The sequence below is a fragment of the Burkholderia sp. S-53 genome, from assembly GCF_025560745.1.
In the GTDB taxonomy this organism is placed as follows: domain Bacteria; phylum Pseudomonadota; class Gammaproteobacteria; order Burkholderiales; family Burkholderiaceae; genus Burkholderia; species Burkholderia pyrrocinia.
In genome coordinates this window covers 196,443-212,676 of record NZ_CP090483.1, presented here as the reverse complement: position 1 = coordinate 212,676, position 16,234 = coordinate 196,443, and the positions used below count along the sequence as shown (strand labels likewise).

The 16,234-nt window shown below is 67.4% G+C and carries 10 protein-coding genes, 1 tRNA gene and 3 pseudogenes; 9 read left to right on the top strand and 5 right to left on the bottom strand.

Annotated elements, in window-relative coordinates; translation table 11 throughout:
* Nucleotides 1-299: 299 nt before the first annotated feature.
* The 5 genes from LXM88_RS05960 to LXM88_RS05940 are packed head-to-tail and all read left to right on the top strand — an operon-like array spanning nt 300 to nt 7,220.
* Entirely contained in the window at nt 300-1,085 is a 786-nt protein-coding gene (locus tag LXM88_RS05960; protein ID WP_262539461.1) for a class I SAM-dependent methyltransferase, read from the top strand.
* On the top strand, nt 1,082-2,467 hold the full coding sequence (locus LXM88_RS05955; RefSeq protein WP_262539460.1) for an NAD(P)/FAD-dependent oxidoreductase: 1,386 nt from the start codon (nt 1,082-1,084) through the stop codon (nt 2,465-2,467). The genes LXM88_RS05960 and LXM88_RS05955 overlap by 4 nt, the downstream gene beginning before the upstream one ends.
* Nucleotides 2,464-3,180, top strand: a complete 717-nt coding sequence (locus LXM88_RS05950; protein ID WP_262539459.1) for a WbqC family protein — start codon at nt 2,464-2,466, stop codon at nt 3,178-3,180. The genes LXM88_RS05955 and LXM88_RS05950 overlap by 4 nt, the downstream gene beginning before the upstream one ends.
* Nucleotides 3,181-3,209: 29 nt before the next feature.
* Complete coding sequence (gene rffA / locus LXM88_RS05945; RefSeq protein ID WP_262539458.1) at nt 3,210-4,367, top strand: dTDP-4-amino-4,6-dideoxygalactose transaminase; 1,158 nt, start codon at nt 3,210-3,212, stop codon at nt 4,365-4,367.
* A 45-nt stretch (nt 4,368-4,412) separates the two neighbouring features.
* Nucleotides 4,413-7,220 (top strand): glycosyltransferase family protein, encoded by a 2,808-nt coding sequence (locus tag LXM88_RS05940; protein ID WP_262539456.1) that lies wholly within the window; start codon nt 4,413-4,415, stop codon nt 7,218-7,220.
* 42 nt (nt 7,221-7,262) lie between these two features.
* Here the strand turns inward: LXM88_RS05940 and LXM88_RS05935 are convergent, their stop codons facing one another.
* Entirely contained in the window at nt 7,263-8,837 is a 1,575-nt protein-coding gene (locus LXM88_RS05935) for a TIGR04222 domain-containing membrane protein (RefSeq protein WP_262539455.1), read from the bottom strand.
* A 130-nt stretch (nt 8,838-8,967) separates the two neighbouring features.
* On the bottom strand, nt 8,968-9,297 hold the full coding sequence (locus tag LXM88_RS05930) for a helix-turn-helix domain-containing protein (RefSeq protein ID WP_262539454.1): 330 nt from the start codon (nt 9,295-9,297) through the stop codon (nt 8,968-8,970).
* 543 nt (nt 9,298-9,840) lie between these two features.
* On the opposite strand from LXM88_RS05930, the pseudogene LXM88_RS37255 reads away from it, so the two are divergent.
* Nucleotides 9,841-9,927: pseudogene (locus LXM88_RS37255) on the top strand (PAAR domain-containing protein); the annotation flags it as partial.
* A gap of 833 nt (nt 9,928-10,760) precedes the next feature.
* On the opposite strand, the pseudogene LXM88_RS05925 reads toward LXM88_RS37255, so the two are convergent.
* Nucleotides 10,761-11,501, bottom strand: a pseudogene (locus LXM88_RS05925) (phage portal protein); the annotation flags it as partial.
* On the opposite strand from LXM88_RS05925, the pseudogene LXM88_RS05920 reads away from it, so the two are divergent.
* A pseudogene (locus LXM88_RS05920) lies at nt 11,501-11,644 on the top strand (tyrosine-type recombinase/integrase); the annotation flags it as partial. The pseudogenes LXM88_RS05925 and LXM88_RS05920 overlap by 1 nt on opposite strands.
* Before the next feature lie 54 nt (nt 11,645-11,698).
* Here the strand turns inward: LXM88_RS05920 and LXM88_RS05915 are convergent.
* Nucleotides 11,699-11,774: transfer RNA gene (locus LXM88_RS05915), tRNA-Arg, on the bottom strand.
* A 252-nt stretch (nt 11,775-12,026) separates the two neighbouring features.
* On the opposite strand from LXM88_RS05915, the gene LXM88_RS05910 reads away from it, so the two are divergent.
* Nucleotides 12,027-12,920 carry a c-type cytochrome gene (locus tag LXM88_RS05910; protein ID WP_262539453.1) on the top strand — a complete coding sequence of 298 codons (894 nt, stop codon included), beginning with the start codon at nt 12,027-12,029 and terminating at the stop codon, nt 12,918-12,920.
* A 103-nt stretch (nt 12,921-13,023) separates the two neighbouring features.
* On the opposite strand, the gene LXM88_RS05905 is transcribed toward LXM88_RS05910, so the two are convergent.
* On the bottom strand, nt 13,024-15,111 hold the full coding sequence (locus LXM88_RS05905) for a UvrD-helicase domain-containing protein (RefSeq protein WP_262539451.1): 2,088 nt from the start codon (nt 15,109-15,111) through the stop codon (nt 13,024-13,026).
* A gap of 278 nt (nt 15,112-15,389) precedes the next feature.
* On the opposite strand from LXM88_RS05905, the gene LXM88_RS05900 reads away from it, so the two are divergent.
* Complete coding sequence (locus LXM88_RS05900) at nt 15,390-16,097, top strand: SGNH/GDSL hydrolase family protein (RefSeq protein WP_262539450.1); 708 nt, start codon at nt 15,390-15,392, stop codon at nt 16,095-16,097.
* The last annotated feature ends 137 nt before the right edge of the window (nt 16,098-16,234 follow it).

Sequence of the window (16,234 nt, the reverse complement as noted above, 5' to 3'; positions counted from 1 at the left end):
CCATGCCGCGCAGCGGTGCCGGATCGCGCCGAGCCGTGCCCCGTAACGGTTTTCGTCATCCCGGCAGCATGCGGGCGCCGCGTCCGCCCGGTCGTCCGTACCAACGGCATCCGTCGAAATGCGGGGTGAAACGGCCCGCTAATCCGCCATTCGATCCGGGCGACGGCCGATAGACTCGGCTTCATTCAGACAGACGTCCGGCGTGCGGACGAGCCCGTCGGGCGCGCCTGCGCGGCCGCCCGGCGGCCCGGTCACGCCGCACTCCCTCGACCTCATTTTCAGCGCCTGGAGCCTTGCGTATGCACGAGTCCTCAATCATCTCCAACTCGAACGGCGACCAACTCGCCGCACGGCACGAACTGTTCGACCTGATGCAGACGTACCCCGCGACCCGCGAGGAACTCGAACGCTCGCTCGGCCTGTTCGTGCGCGGCTCGCTGCTCGCGCGCATGCTCGCGACGTTCGAGGTGTACCAGCAGATCGTCCCGCTGCCGGGCTCGATCTTCGATCTCGGCACGTGGCGAGGCCAGACAGCCGTGCTGTGCGAGAACTTCCGCGCGATCCTCGAACCGCTGAATTTCCAGCGCCGCATCCACGCGTTCGATACGTTCACCGGTTACACGGGCTTCGCGGACAACGACGCACGCGATCGCAAGCTGTTTTCGGATGGCACGTATTCGCTCGCGAGCGACTACGCGGACCTGCTGCGCAACCTGCTGTCGCTGCATGAGCGCAACAACGCGATGGGCCACGTGAACGGCAAGCACCGCGTCTGGGAAGGCGACTGCCGCGACACGCTGGCCGAGTTCGAGGAAACGCATCCCGGCGAGACGATCGCGCTCGCGTGGTTCGACCTGAACGTGCCGGGCCCGACCCGGCAAGCGTTCGAGACGGTGATGAAGCGCCTCGTGCCGGGTGGCGTCATCGCGTTCTGGCAACTGACGCGCGGCAGCCTTGCGCCCGCGGAAGGCATCCACTACGTGCGCGAACTGCTCGGCAACCATCCGCACCAGATCCACAAGGCGAAGTCGTATCCGTCGCTTTGCTACCTGACCTTCCCGGAAGGCGGCGGAGCACGCAAGTGAAGATCGCGATCCTCGGCAACGGCATCCTCGGACTGATGACGGCCCGTGCCTGGCAACGCGCCGAGCCGGGCGTCGAGCTCGTCGTCGTCGGCCACGCGCAACGCCCCGGCTCGGCGACGCGCGCGGCAGCGGCGATGCTCAACTCGTTCACCGAACTGGAAGGCGATTCGCTCGGCACGCCGCTCGACCGCTTCAAGTTCGAACTGAGCCGCGCGGCGACCGCCGCGTGGCCCGACGTGTTCGCCGAGATCTGCACGCCCGAGCGCGCGGTCGCGCACGGCTTCGGCACCTTCGTGCTGAACAACGCCGCAACCGACGCGCTCGACGACGAGAATTTCGCGGCGGTGCGGCGCTTCTGCCGCGAGTTCGAGGAGCCGTGCGAAGCCGTCGATCCCGCCGGCATTCCGAACTATCATCCGCATCCGCAATTCCGCGCGCTGAACGCGCTGTACCTGAAGCGCGAAGGCTGGGTGAATCCGAAGCAATTCCTCGATGCGCTGACGGCATCCGTCGCACAAGCCGGCAACGTGCGCTTCGTCGACGCCGAAGTCGAGCGGCTCGACACCGCCGGCGGCCGCATCGCGGCCGCGCGGTTGAGCGACGGCAGCATGCTTGCGGCCGACCGCTTCGTGCTCTGCAACGGCGCGAACCTCGGCCGCGTGCTGCGCGACAGCCTGCCCGAGCTGCCCGTGCAGAGGATGTTCTACGGCATCGGCATGTCGGTCGAGCTGCAGAGCGCGGAAAACGTGCACACGCACTGTATCCGCACGACCAATCGCGGCCTCGCGTGCGGCGTGTATTCGGCACCCTACGGGCCGGACCGCACGCTGATCGGCGCGAGCAACTACATCAGCCCGGTACCGATCGAGCAGGGCCACGTCGGCAGCGCGTATTCACTGCTGAAGGCCGCGATGGACCAGATCAACAGCAAGTTCTATCGCGCCAATCTCGCCAGCGTGAACGTCGGCTGGCGGCCGATGACGTCCGACCTGTATCCGCTGTTCGGCGAAAGCAGCGTGCGCAATCTGTGGATCCTCGGCGGCACCAAGCGCGACGGATTCCACCTGTCGCCGGTGCTGTGCCGCGACCTGGTCGCGGCGATGCGCGGCGAGCCGATCGACCCGCGCTATGCGCAGCTCGCACCGGAACGTCCGTTGATCCGCAACCTGTCGCGCGAGGCGGCGATCGCGAAGACGGTGCGCCACCAGATCAACGCGGCGTTCCAGCACGATTTCGAGCCCGCGCGCAACCGCATGATCGAGCAGCTCCAGCGCACGATCCGCGCCGACCTCGAAGCGCTGCACGACCGCGTGGGTGCGAACGACTGGGGCATCCCGCCCGAGCTGGTCGACATGTATCGGTATGGGCACATCGGGGCATGAACGACACACACGTCCGGGCGAAGCGGGTCGCGATCGTCCAGTCCAACTACATTCCGTGGAAAGGCTATTTCGACCTGATCGCCGCGTGCGACGAGTTCATCCTCTACGACGACGTGCAATACACGCGCAGCGACTGGCGCAACCGCAACCGCATCAAGACGCCGCACGGCGTGCAATGGCTGAGCGTACCCGTCAGGATCAAGGGCCGGCTCGGCCAGACGATTCGCGAAACGGAGATCGACGGTACCCGCTGGGCGGCCCAGCACTGGAAGCGGCTGCAACTGAACTACGCGCGCGCACCGCACTTCGCGCGCTATGCCGACGCACTCGAGGCGCTCTACCTCGAGCGCCCGTACCGTACGCTGAGCGAGTTGAACCTCGCACTGCTGACCTGGATCAGCGAGCAACTCGGGATCGCCACGCCGCTGTCGTCGTCATCGGACTATGTGCTCGAAGGCGATCGCAACGAGCGGTTGCTGTTGCTCTGCGCGCAGGCCGGCGCGACCGAATACCTGTCCGGCCCGGCCGCGCGCAGCTATCTCGACGAGCACCGGTTCGCCGGCGAACGGATCGCGGTGCGCTGGTTCGACTACCCGTCCTATCCGGAATACGCACAGCAGTGGGGCGCCTTCGCGCATGACGTGACGGTGCTCGACGTGCTGTTCAATTGCGGCCCCGACGCCCGCCGATACGCGCTGTCGGCCGGCGCGTGAGCGCGCCCTCTCTTCCGCGGAGCCCCGCCATGTTCGCGCCCCCCAATCTCGACGTCATTCCGTTCGGCCGGCCTTTCATCGTCGGCAAGGAGCTCTACTACATCGCGAAAGCGGTCGAACAGGGCGGCCTGGCCGGCGATCGCGCGTTCACGAAGCTGTGCCATCAGTGGCTGGAACGCCGCATCGGCTGCCGACGCGCACTGCTCACGCACTCGTGCACGGCCGCGCTGGAAATGGCCGCAATCCTCACCGACGTCGGGCCCGGCGACGAAGTGATCATGCCGTCCTACACGTTCGTGTCGACCGCCAATGCATTCGTGCTGCGCGGCGCGACACCCGTGTTCGTCGACATCCGCCCCGATACGCTGAACCTCGACGAGCAGCTCGTGGCGGCCGCGATCACCGAGCGCACGCGCGCGATCGTGCCGGTGCATTACGCCGGGGTGGCGTGCGACATGGACACGCTCGGCCACCTCGCGGCCGACTACCGGCTGTGGGTCGTGGAAGACGCGGCGCAGGCGATCCAGTCGACCTGGAAGGGCAAGCCGCTCGGCAGCATCGGCCACCTCGCATGCCTCAGCTTCCACGAGACCAAGAACGTGATCTCCGGCGAAGGCGGCGCATTGCTCGTCAATGACGAACGCCTTGCCGAGCGCGCGGAGGTTATCCGCGAGAAAGGCACAAACCGCAGCCAGTTCTTCCGCGGACAGGTCGACAAGTACACGTGGGTCGACATCGGCTCGTCGTACCTGCCGGGCGAGCTGATCGCGGCGTTCCTGTATGCGCAGTTCGAGCACGCGGACGTCATCACCGCGCAGCGGCGCGCGACCGTGAAGCGCTACGAGGAAGCGCTGCGGCCGCTGCACGACGCAGGCCGTATCGCGCTGCCCGCCGTGCCGCTGAGCGAGCAGGGCAACGGCCACCTGTTCTATTTCCTCGCGCGCGATCTCGACGAACGCTCGGCGCTGCTCGAACAGATCCATCGAGCAGGCGTGTATGCGGTGTTCCATTACGTGCCGTTGCACAGCTCGCCGGCCGGCCGGCGCTACGGCCGCTGCGGCTCCGGCATGCGCGTCACCGACGACGTCGCCGACCGGCTGGTGCGCCTGCCGATGTACCACGACATGAGCGAGGCCGAGCAGGACCGCATCCTCGACGTGGTGTTCGATTTCTACCGGGCCCGCTAGAGGCCGCCCTTGTCGCTGCCCCATGCGTTTCCGACATTCCGCCCCATGACCACCTCGTTACGCCTGTTCGCTCCGCTCGACCATCCGTACTACCTGTCGGTGCCCGCCTTTCTGCAGACTTCCGGCGGCGTCCGCGCGATGCACTACCTGTGCCACGCGCTGAACCGGCTCGGTTGCGAAGCCTACGTCCAGACGCCTGACGTCCACCCCGAGCTGCGCACGCCCGTGCTGACGCAGGCGATCGTCCAGGCACACGCCGACGCGGGGCGCAGCCCGATCGCGATCTATCCGGAAATCGTCGAAGGCAACCCGTTCGGCGCGCGCTGCGTCGCCCGTTACCTGCTGGCGGAGCCCGGCCGCGTCAACGGCAATCGGATCGACCTCGCGCCGAGCGACCTCGTGTTCGCATTCGGCCCCACGATCGTGCCGGACGGATGGCAGGCCGACCTGCTGCGGATTCCGCTCGTCGACACGCGCATCTTCCACTGCGACGACGTCGACGACACGACCCGCAGCGGCACGGCCGTCTTCATCAACCGCCACCTCCGGCGCGGCGGCAGCCTGCATCCGGCGACGGCCGAGTCCGTCGAGGTCTCGGGCCGCGTGCCGGAGCGCTCGGCACACGAACTCGCCGAGCTGTTTCGCCGCGTCGAATGTCTGTACCTGTACGAGTGGTCCACGGCGGCCTTCGAAGCACTGATGTGCGGCTGCCCGGTCGTGTGCATCCTGAACGACGCGTCGTTGCCGAACGCCGAGCGGTGGGTGATGGAGGGCAAGGGCATCGCCTGGGGGCTGGACCCGGACGAACTCGCGCATGCGAAGGCGACCGTGCACGAGGCACGCGACGTCTATCGGGAAGAAGAGGCGACCTTCTGGCGGCAACTTCGGAATTTCGTCGACAAGACCCAGGCCCGCGCGACGGAACGCGACACCGAACTCGGTCCGCACGGCCCGTCGACAGCGCGCCGCCCGGCGGGTGCGAAGCGGCGCCTGGCCGTCATGACGGTCGAGCCTGCCGCTCGCGTGCGCTTCGGCCACGCGTTCGGGTTGCTCGACCGGGAGTGGGCGCTCGATTTCCCCGTCGGTGAACACGGCATCGATCTCGACGCGTTGCAGCAGGCGGACCTGATCGTCCTGCACGGCGCGATCGCGGGCCTGCTGTCGTCCGCTGCACTGGAGCAACTGTTCGCGCTCGGCAAACCGGTCGTCTGCGACGTCGACCGGCCGCTCGACGCATTCGCGTCGAACTGGCCCGAAATCGCCGGCAACGCATGCGGGCGCGCGGCGCTTCACGATGCGCTGCGGCGCGCCGATGCGCTCGTGGTGCCGTCGGACGCACTGGCCCGAACCGGCCGCCACGTCAACGCATCGGTGCACGTGCTGCCCGCCGAAGCCGACGCCGCACGCTACGGCACGCTGTATGCGCGACTCGCCGAACAGGCGCGACGCCCCGCTCGCATACCCACGCCCGCCGCGCCTATAACGCGGAAGAAGCGTCTCGTCGTCTACGCGCTCGATCGCGTCGACAGCCCGTCGCTGCAGCGTCGCATTGCGCTGCCGTTCGAGCGGCTCGCCGACACATGGGAGCGCGTATGGGGCATTGTCGACGGCAAGATCGACGGCCAAGCGATGGCAACAGCCGACGCCGTGCTGCTCGATCGCGACACGCCGGGCCTGCTGTCCCTCGACGGACTGCGCGCGATCTTCGAATTCGACAAACCGGTGATCTACGCGACCGACTGCCCGCCGCCCGCGCCGCCCGCTCAGCCCGCTCAGCCCGCGATGCAGAACGATCCGACGTGGCCCGGCATCGCGTTCACGCTCGGCAACGCGCACGCGATCGTCGTCCCGACGCCGGATCTCGCGAACCGGTACCGGCCGTGGAACCCGCGCGTATTCGTGCTGCCCGACAGCGTCGATCTCGACCTGTTCCTGCGCGCGGTGCCGGCCCGCGCGGATGATCGCGTGACCATCGGCGTCGCGGGCGACGCACTGCTGCCGGCCAATTTCGCCCGCGTGGATGCCGCGCTGCGTGCGGTCTGCGCGCGCCACGCCGGCCGCGTTGCCGTGCAATTCCTCGGCACGCACGCGCCCGTCGGCTGGGCGGACCATCCGGCGGCCGAATTCCGGCCCGCGCCCGCTGCGTACCGCGCTTATGCGCAGCAATTGCGTGCGCTGGACTGGGACATCGCGTTGATGCCGCTCGCCGATGCCGACGGCTACGCGGCCAGCGCAATCCAGCGGCAGGAATTTGCGGCTGCCGGCATCGCGGTCGTCGCGAGCGACCTGCCGATCAACCGCATCGGACTGAACGACGGCGACGACGCGCTGCTCGCCGGCGACGACGCACACGCGTGGGACGACGCGATCGACCGCCTGGTCACCCGGCCCGCGCTGCGCCGGCGGATCGCCCGCACCGCGCAGGCACGCGTGCGCAAGCGCGACGCGCTGCAGGCGCGGCTGCCGCTCCATCGTGAGCTCTACCGGGTGTGCGTCGAGCTGCACGGCACGGCCGTGCGGTTGCCGCCGCAGGACGCGCCGATTCCCGGCGTGCTGATCCTGGACGTCGCCGGCGACGGCGACGGCGAGCGCGTGCAGGCCGCGCTGCGGATCATCGCGGCACGTGCCGAACAGGATCTGCTGAGCGTCGTGCTGACGACGTCTCCCGGCCCGTTGCCCGAGTGGACGGACCGGCTTCGCTACTTGCGCACCACGCGTCAGGAGTACGCGGCGACCGCCGACCAGCTCGCAGCGATGCCGGCGTTCGACTGGATTGCAATCATCGACGCCGCGGAAGTTGAGGCCGGAGGCGACACGCTGGAGACAACCGCCGCGGATGCGGCGATCGATTGACGAAGGTGCGCGGACCACCGCGTGCCTTCGCGATCGGGCGGTTCACGTGCTCGACGAGCACCCGCCGCAACTGCTCGAGCTGCATGAGCTGGAACTGCACGAGCTCGACGACGAGCAACTCGTTCCGGAGTCGCTCGAGCTGTACGTGGAACCGGTCGACCCACCCGTTCGCACCGCGGCTGGTGCCAATGGCGGCGGCTCCATCAGCACGATCGAATGCGCGGCCCATGCGGTGCCGGCCAGCGCGCCCGCGCCGAACAGCGCGGTGGACCACAGCAAGTCGTCCGGCGTGTTGCGTTCGTCCTGACGATCGCTCCGGTGCGCGGCGAGCGTCGCCCGCGCGCCGACCGACAAGCCGCCGCGCCCGAAACCGGTCATGCGCCGCGCAATCATGCGGTAGGCGATCGCGAACACCGCCATGCTGATACCGAGCAACAGCACCGGTCGCCCGCGACTCAATCCGACCGCGAGTTTCGCCATGCCCGTGCCCAGCACGACCAGCACGATCGCTCGCGCGGCCAGCCGTGCCATGAGCATCTCGCCGGGAGCCCAAAACCAGCCGCGCCGGCGCATCGCATCCGCGTATTCGGACGCGCGGCGCGCCAGAAGCTGGCGGAACGCGCCAAAGCTCGCCTCCCCGCCCGGCTGCGCGGCGAGCCATTCGCACTCGTCCGCGTAAGCACCCGCGCGCGCCGGATCGCCGATCTGTACGCGACCGCCGAGCCGGCCGGCCATCCTCAGGTCGATCGCACCCGCATGGATCAGCGACAGCGTCATGACCTGCACAACCCGTGGCTCCTCGCCCGCGATATACGCAACCTCCTCGGCCGTCAGGTCCGGCATCGCTTCACGAGTAAATACGCTCCTGCGCCGGCAACGGTATTCGATCTGCTGCAGGCCGACAATCAGCAGCAGCGCAATGATGCAGGCCGGAATGTAGAACGCGAGAAACTGCGGCCCCGTGTAGTTCAGCACGTTGAAATCCTGCGCCGACGCGCAGGTCGCGGCGACGCTCGCGGCGGCGGCCGGCCACGCGAGTTTCGGTAGCCGGTTGCGCCAGGTGTTGCCGGCCGGCGGCGTCGCCGGCGCATCAGGTTCACCCGGCGTGTCCGCGGCCGGCAGGTCCGCCCGCTGCGCGCCGGGCATGCCATGCAGCCCCTCGGGACGCGGCCAGATCGACTCCGGCGGCTCGCTGCCGAACAGCCGCCGATAGCTGTCGAGCGTGTCGCGATAGCGCTGCGCGTACACGGCGGCTTCGTCCGGCGCGCCCGTGCCGGGCATGTGATGCAACCGCGCGCGCAGCACGCCGGCGCAGAAGACGTCCCAGTATTCGAGCGTGTATTGCAGGTGGAAATGCCACGCGGCATCGACCGCGACCGACGGCGTGACCGGATGCCCGGCCGCCTGCGCGAGAAACGCGAAGCGCTTGTATTCGTCGATCACGGCCAGCGCGTGCGCGTGCGACCAGCCTTCGGCGTCGGCGAGGCGCCGGCTGTACGGCAGCGGTGCATTGGGATCGTCGGGGGAATACGCGTGCAGACGCGCGTGCAGCGCCTGCTGCGCATCGGTCAGCGCGCGGGCATCGACTGCGGTCGAGGTAGACGGGATGGCAGCCATCGGGAGTCGGCGCGATGCGCGGACGGCCGCCGCGATCGACGCTTGGAGTTGTCGTTGCGGGGGATTCTCGCATAACGACGAGGCAACACGACACAGGTCCGCCGGCCGCGGCCGCTTGCTGCGCCGCGCGTCAGAAATCGAGCTGCGCCGGCGTGATGTCGAGCGCGGCCGCGACCTTCCTGCGCATCGGCTTGCGCAGCTTCTGGCGCTTTTCCCGTTTCGCGTAGTCCGATCGACTGATGCCGATCCGCTGCGCGATCTCGGCCCGCGTCAGCCCGAGATACTCGCGCCACGCACGCGCCGGCGAGCTTCCGTCGAACACGGCGCGCGTCACGACCTCGTGCGGAATTAGGTCGCGCGCGCGGGACTGCTGCGCGACATAGTCGGCGTACGGAATCACGACGAAGGCAGGTGCACCGTCCGGCCCGTTGATGATCTGAACAGAAAGGGATTTGCTCATCCGATGATCGCCGCCCGCGATGCGACGCGGCTATTCCTCGTTCGGGTCGACATTTTCAATCGGCGTTTTCAAGTGGGCGTCGAGCGCGTCGAACCGGACCAGCGAATGGTTTCGCCCGATCGGACACGCACGCGATCGAAAACCGCCACGCCGACAACCGGCCGGAATGTTACTGCAAGCGGGAAAACCGTGATGTGGTGAAACCGACGAGAACCTGAACAGGCATGTTTTGGCGCGCCCGGCTGGGATCGAACCAGCAACCCCTGCCTTCGGAGCTTTGCCGGCACACCACAACCCTTTATAAATCAATGCCTTGCGCAACTCGCAAACTACAAAATCAAGGTTATTCAAGGTCAATCAGGGCTGCCCAAGCTCGTTCAAACTGTAATTTCACTGTAGTCCGGTCAGCGCTCAGTGAAACGGTTTGCTGCACTTCATCCCCACGGCTGTAACCCCTAGCCGTCTCGTCCCGGTAACTCGTACAGATAGTTACGCGCCGCGAGCACGTGCTGCAGTCGCCGCGGATTTCCTGTGAGGTTCGGCATGGGTTCAGCCTTCATCCGCGAAGGCGACACGACTGACCACGGCGGCCGCGTGCTCGCCTGCACTGAGGCTGACCCAGAATCGGGCGCTGGACGTAAAAAAACCCGGCTACACAGGGTGTGGAACCCGGGGCGTGCAGAACGCCCATGCTTTGGCACCAGCGAGGAACTGCTTGGACGTGCGCCCAGTTTAGGCAGACATGCAAGCATGTCAAATAATATTAAATATCCGTTTACTTCTAGTGATAATTCCCAAACGAGAATCAATATCCCGCTGCCACCGCCCCATAGGCGACTACGCTGCGACCGGCGCTGGCGGGATCTGATAGAAGCCGATTCCATCCTGCCGCCACTGGAGAACCGCAGGTACATCTGCTGCATCTGCGCGAGCGTCGCGCGCAGGTCGCTCAGCAATATACCGTCCGGAACATTGTCGGGGTCGCACGTAACCGTGTCGGTAGCGTTCGTTCATGCGAACCGGTGCAGGAACGAACGTCATGCCGGTGGCCTGGGCGCGTGCGGCATGGTCGCCTGCAGCGCCGGCAGTTCAGGTGCACCGGGCCGCGCGCCACATGCCTTCACGGCATCGGCGCGGCGGTCCAGTTGCAGGCCAAAGTGTCACCATTGACGCGCAACACCAAACAAATAGCTTTCATATATATTTCATTTTTATTTCTGGCGAGGTTAAATGGCACCTCCACACCTTGCGATGAGATACCTATGACCAATTTCGCACGCGGCGCTTTCACGTTAGGCGGATGCATTGGAGCCTACACGCTCCTCGTCGGCCTCCTCAAGGTCTTCGGCGTATAGAGAAAGAGCCGTTGGCGGGCCACCCCAGTCCCCAAAGTTCTAGTAATCATATAGCCGGCCTGCCGCCCGGTACCGATGCCCACGCACGGGTTTGAATCACTCGATGCGTTACGCCGCAACCGGCGCCGGCGGAATCTCATAGCCATCGAAGCTCACGACCTCCTCGCCGAGCCAGTCGTGCAGCTCGGCGAAGCGGGACTGCAGCGGCTTGATTTCATTCCGCCCGAACACGCGCGCGGCCGTGTCCGGTGTACCGAACCCGCCGGCATTGCTCGGCACGATGCCGAGCAGTTGCGGCGGCGTCCGATGCGCGGCGAGCAAGTCGTCGCGCGTCACGTTCTTGATGTTGAAGAACTCGTCCTTCGCCGCGACCTCGGACACCGGAATGAGCTGGATGCCGTCCTTCTTGCCGTTCGGCGCGTATATGCATACGTTGCGGAAGTTGCCCGGCCCCTTGGCGTTCTTCAACGCCTCGCGCATGTTGTCGACATCCTCCTGCTTCTGCGCGGCGTCCGTGATGTTCAGGATGAGCCGGCATGACTGCCGTTCTCGTAATACTTCCGGCGGAACAGCGTCGACGACTCGTTTAGCCAGGCCGAGTGCACCGAACCGAGATATACGGGCAGGCCGTAAACCTCCTGGTTGATGTCCGGCCGCATGAACTGGAAGACGCTGCCGGGCTCGAAATCATGCCGATCCTGCCAGCCATTCACGTACACGAAGCCACTGAAATCCGCCTTGCGCCGCGTGTACTTCGCCAGGGCGGGGGTCAAGGCGCAGCGTGCCGCCGAGCTGGTTCCGGCGGCGCTCCAGGTAGCCGTTGCCGAATGTCAGGAAATCGAGCGCCCACGCCATTGCAGGTACTCAAGGAGCTCGGCGGATGGGAAACGATGGAAATGGTGCAGCGGTACGCGCACCTGTCAGCGGATCATTTAGCGCATTGGGTGACAGCGCTGACGGCCACGCCGACGCCAATGCTAGCTGCAATTTAGCTGCAACGAGATTGTCCGACGAAGAAAGGAAACCGCTGAGAGCCTTACTAGACTTGGCGCGCCCGGCTGGGATCGAACCAGCAACCCCTGCCTTCGGAGGGCAGTACTCTATCCATTGAGCTACGGGCGCGTGTGACAGTGAAGCGACCCCAATATACAGGCCGCCCACAATTGGCAAGACGGCAAGGATACCCGGTTTCCCATGACGCGTCCACCTTGCCCGCCGAATCGCCGCCGGGCCGCACTGCGTGCGGGTAAACACGCGCCATCGTGCCGCTCGCCGTGATGTAAACGTTCCGTCTATAATCGTCCGGGCTTCATTGAACTGCCATTTTGCCGTTGCACCGCGCTCACAATTCCTATTCACGGAGACGAGGCAAGCATGAGCGAAGCACCCCACGAATCTCCCGTCAAAACTCCCGGGCAACTGATTGCCGTCATCATCGCGTCGTTCGCGATCCCGATCGTCCTGATCATCCTGTTCGCCACCTATGCGAACCATGCGTTCCGTTCCGGCGCCGGCACGGATGCGCTATCCGACGAGCAGGTCGCCGCGCGCATCGCACCGCTTGCGAAGGTCGACGTGAAGGACGCCAACGCGCCCCGCACGTACAAGACCGGCGAGGAAGTCTACAAGGCCGTCTGCGTGACCTGCCACGGCACGGGCGCCGCCGGCGCGCCGAAGTTCGGCAACAAGGACGACTGGGCGCCGCGCATCTCGCAAGGCTTCGACACGCTGCTGAAGACGGCCCTCGCAGGCAAGGGCGCGATGCCGGCGCGCGGCGGCACGAGCCCCGACGACGTCAGCGACTATGAAATCGCCCGCACGATCGTCTACATGGCGAACAACGACGGCGCGAACTTCCCCGAACCGGCCGCGCCGGCCGCCAACGCGGCGCAGCCCGCCAGCGGCACGGCAGGCGCGTCGGGCGCGACCGACGCCGCAAGCGCGCAAATCGCCGCCGCGCAAGCCGCGATGGCAGCGATCCCGAAGGCCGGCGAACAGCCCGCGGCCGCTCCGGCCAGCGCCGATGCGGCAACTGCCGGCAAGGCGCTGTACACGTCGACCTGCCAGGCCTGCCACGCGGCCGGCGTGCTCGGCGCGCCGAAGTTCGGCAGCAAGGAAGACTGGGCGCCGCGCCTGAAGGACTCGATGGATACGGTCTACAACTATGCGCTGCACGGCAAGGGCGCGATGCCGCCGAAGGGCGGCGCGACCGCATCGGACGCCGACGTGAAGGCGGCCGTCGACTACATGGTCAACGCGTCGAAGTAACGCCGGCCCACCAGTAACCCCCCCCCCCCCGCGGCGCACGCGCATCGCGGGGGTTTTGTTTTGCCGGAGCGCCGGCCGCCGTGCGCCCGACGGCGCCGCCGCATCACTTCTGCAGCAACGCCTTCAGGCTCGCGAGCCGGTCCTTCGGCGACATCGGCGCTTCTTCCGGCGTGGGCGGCGGCGCTTCGTCGAGGCCCATCTCGGGGATGAAGCGCGACGGCTCGCACACGACCGTCTCGCGCGCCCGCTTGCGCTTCTTGCACCAGTTCAGGTGCAGGCTGCGCTGCGCGCGCGTGATCGCGACGTACATCAGCCGGCGCTCTTCCTCGATCCGCTCGTTGTCGATCGGGCCGTCGTCCTCGCTGCCGCCGCGGTGCGGCATGATGCCCTCCTCGACGCCGACCAGGAACACGTGCGGGTACTCGAGCCCCTTCGACGCATGGACGGTCGACAGCCGCACGGCATCCGGATCCTCGTCCTTGCCCTCGAGCATCGACATCAGCGCGACGGTCTGGATCAGGCCGAGCAGGTTCTTGCCCGTATCGGCGAGCCCGTCCGCATTGTGGAAACCTTGCGCCTCGCCGTCGACGGCCTCCGTCTCGGGCTTCGTGCCCTTGCGCTTCAGCCATTCGAGGAATTCGAGCACGTTCTGCCACTTCGACTGCGCCTGCCGCTCGTCGAACGCGTCGTACAGGTACGCCTCGTAGTGGATCGCCTCCATCATGTCGTCGAGCACGACGGTCGCGGGCTCCTTGTCCGCGCGATCGGTCAGGCGCTGGATGAAGTCGCAGAACATCCTGAGCGGCTCGACTTGGCGCGCGGACAGCCGCGCCTCGATGCCGCCCATGTACACGGCCTCGAACAGCGACACCTTCGCCTGCCCCGCGAACGAGCCAAGCGCTTCGAGCGTCGTGTTGCCGATCCCGCGGCGCGGCGTCGTAACCGCGCGGATGAACGCGGGATCGTCGTCGGCGTTCGCGATCAGCCGCAGGTACGCGCACAGATCCTTGATCTCGGCCTTGTCGAAGAACGACTGCCCGCCGGACAGCACGTACGGGATCCGCTCGCGCCGCAGCACCTGCTCGAAGATGCGCGCCTGGAAGTTGCCGCGATACAGGATCGCGTAGTCGCGGAACTGCGCGCGCCGCTCGAACTTGTGCGCGGACAGCCGGAACACGACCGATTCGGCCTCGTGCTCCTCGTCGTTGCACGGCGTGACGGTGATCGAATCGCCCATCCCGTGTTCGGACCACAGCTTCTTCTCGAACAGCTTCGGGTTGTTCGCGATCACGTTGTTCGCGGCGGTCAGGATCCGCACCGTCGACCGGTAGTTCTGCTCGAGCTTGACCAGGTGCAGCTTCGGGAAATCCTTGCCGAGCTGCGCGAGGTTCTCGAGCGTCGCGCCACGCCAGCCGTAGATCGCCTGGTCGTCGTCGCCGACCGCCGTGAACGCGGCGCGCGGGCCCGCGAGCAGCTTCAGCAGCTCGTACTGGCACGCGTTGGTGTCCTGGTACTCGTCGATCAGCAGGTAGCGCAGCTTGTTCTGCCAGCGGTCGCGCACCTGCTCGTTCTTCGCGAACAGCTCGGCCGGCAGGCGGATCAGGTCGTCGAAGTCGACCGCCTGGTATGCATGCAGCGTCGCGACGTAGTTGCGGTAGACCAGCGCGGCCTGGTGCTCGTCCTCGTTGGCCGCGATCGCCATCGCCTCGTCGGGCATGATCAGGCCGTTCTTCCACAGCGAGATGATGCTCTGGATCTTGCGGATCAGCCCCTTGTCGGTCGTGCCGAGCTGCTCCTGGATCATCCCGAAGCAGTCGTCCGAATCCATGATCGAGAACTGCGGCTTCAGGCCGACGTGCTCGGCCTCCTGGCGCAGGATCTGCACGCCGAGCGAGTGGAACGTGCAGACGGTGAGCTGGTTGACGGGCACCTTGCGGCCTTCCTTGCCCGGCGTGGTGAGCGTCTTGCCCTCGAGCAGCTTCCCCACCCGCTCGCGCATTTCGGCAGCCGCCTTGTTCGTGAACGTGACGGCGGCGATGTGGCGCGGCTCGAAGCCTTTCGCTTCGATCAGGTGCGCGATCTTCTGCGTGATCACGCGGGTCTTGCCGCTGCCCGCGCCGGCGAGCACGAGACAGGGACCGTCGAGGTAGCGCACCGCTTCGTTCTGGGCGGGATTGAGGCCTGCGGACATGATGGCGGATGGTGTTGCGGTTGACGGCGGGACGCCGGGAGGATGCCGTGCGCGGCAGGCTGGCGAAGCAGGCGGACACGCGGGCAGGACGCGCATGTTAACACGTCGGCGGCGCTCATTTCGGGAGCGCCGCCGGGCGGGGCCGCGCGGGCCGATCGGCCGGCAGCACCCTGTCCGTTCGGCCAATCCGGCCCCGTTCGCGCGTCGATCGGCCACAATATGCACACACCGGCGCCGCCCCGTGCCGGGCTCGCCTGAACCGCCACCGGATCGACATCATGGGATACCCGTTCGCCACCGCCGCCCTCGGCCCGCTGCTGTTCGCACAGGGGCGCTACGTGCGTCGCGTCACGCCGCGGCTGCCCGAGGCGGCCGGACCGCGCGCCGGCGTAGCCGGCGACGGCCCGCCGCTGCGCGTGCTGGTGGTCGGCGATTCGGCCGCCGCGGGCGTCGGCGTCGCGACGCAGCGCGACGCGCTGTCCGGGCAACTGGCGCGCGTGCTGGCGGCCACGCACCGCGTGAGCTGGAAGCTGCTCGCACACACCGGCCTGACCACGCAGGAGCTCGTCGACTGGCTCGCCGCCGTGCCGGCCGAACCGTTCGACGTGGCCGTCACGTCGCTCGGCGTCAACGACGTGACGGGCGGCGTGCCGCCGGCCCGCTGGCGGGCGCAGCAGGCCGAACTCGTCCGGCTGCTCGCCGCGCGCTTCCGGGTCGGGCACGTGATCCTGTCGGCGGTGCCGCCGATGGAACGCTTTCCGGCGCTGCCGCAGCCGCTCGCGTGGTATCTCGGGCGACGCGCGAAGCGGCTCAACACGGCGCTCGCCGGCTGGGCCGCCACGCAGCCGCATTGCACCTTCCTGCGGGTCGCGCTGCCGCTCGAGCGCCACCTGATGGCCGCCGACGGCTTCCACCCCGGCGCAGCCGCGTGCGCCGTGTGGGCCACGCAAGTTGCAGCCGCCGTGCGGCAGCGGGCGGCCGCATGACGCGACTCAGCGCCCGCGCGTCGGCCGTTTGCCGCGAAGCCCGGCACGCAACCGCCCGCCCGCGGCGTGCGGGCCTGCGCAAAATGCCGGCTTTGTTTGCGCATGCGCCGCATCGCATCGCGCATTTCGCCCAACGC

Excerpts from the sequence above, each read along its gene's own strand:
- LXM88_RS05935 (WP_262539455.1), bottom strand. The coding sequence starts at position 8,837 with ATGGCTGCCATCCCGTCTACCTCGACCGCAGTCGATGCCCGCGCGCTG.
- LXM88_RS05940 (WP_262539456.1), top strand. The coding sequence starts at position 4,413 with ATGACCACCTCGTTACGCCTGTTCGCTCCGCTCGACCATCCGTACTAC.
- LXM88_RS05960 (WP_262539461.1), top strand. The coding sequence starts at position 300 with ATGCACGAGTCCTCAATCATCTCCAACTCGAACGGCGACCAACTCGCC.
- LXM88_RS05905 (WP_262539451.1), bottom strand. The coding sequence starts at position 15,111 with ATGTCCGCAGGCCTCAATCCCGCCCAGAACGAAGCGGTGCGCTACCTC.
- LXM88_RS05900 (WP_262539450.1), top strand. The coding sequence starts at position 15,390 with ATGGGATACCCGTTCGCCACCGCCGCCCTCGGCCCGCTGCTGTTCGCA.
- LXM88_RS05930 (WP_262539454.1), bottom strand. The coding sequence starts at position 9,297 with ATGAGCAAATCCCTTTCTGTTCAGATCATCAACGGGCCGGACGGTGCA.
- LXM88_RS05910 (WP_262539453.1), top strand. The coding sequence starts at position 12,027 with ATGAGCGAAGCACCCCACGAATCTCCCGTCAAAACTCCCGGGCAACTG.
- rffA (WP_262539458.1), top strand. The coding sequence starts at position 3,210 with ATGTTCGCGCCCCCCAATCTCGACGTCATTCCGTTCGGCCGGCCTTTC.
- LXM88_RS05950 (WP_262539459.1), top strand. The coding sequence starts at position 2,464 with ATGAACGACACACACGTCCGGGCGAAGCGGGTCGCGATCGTCCAGTCC.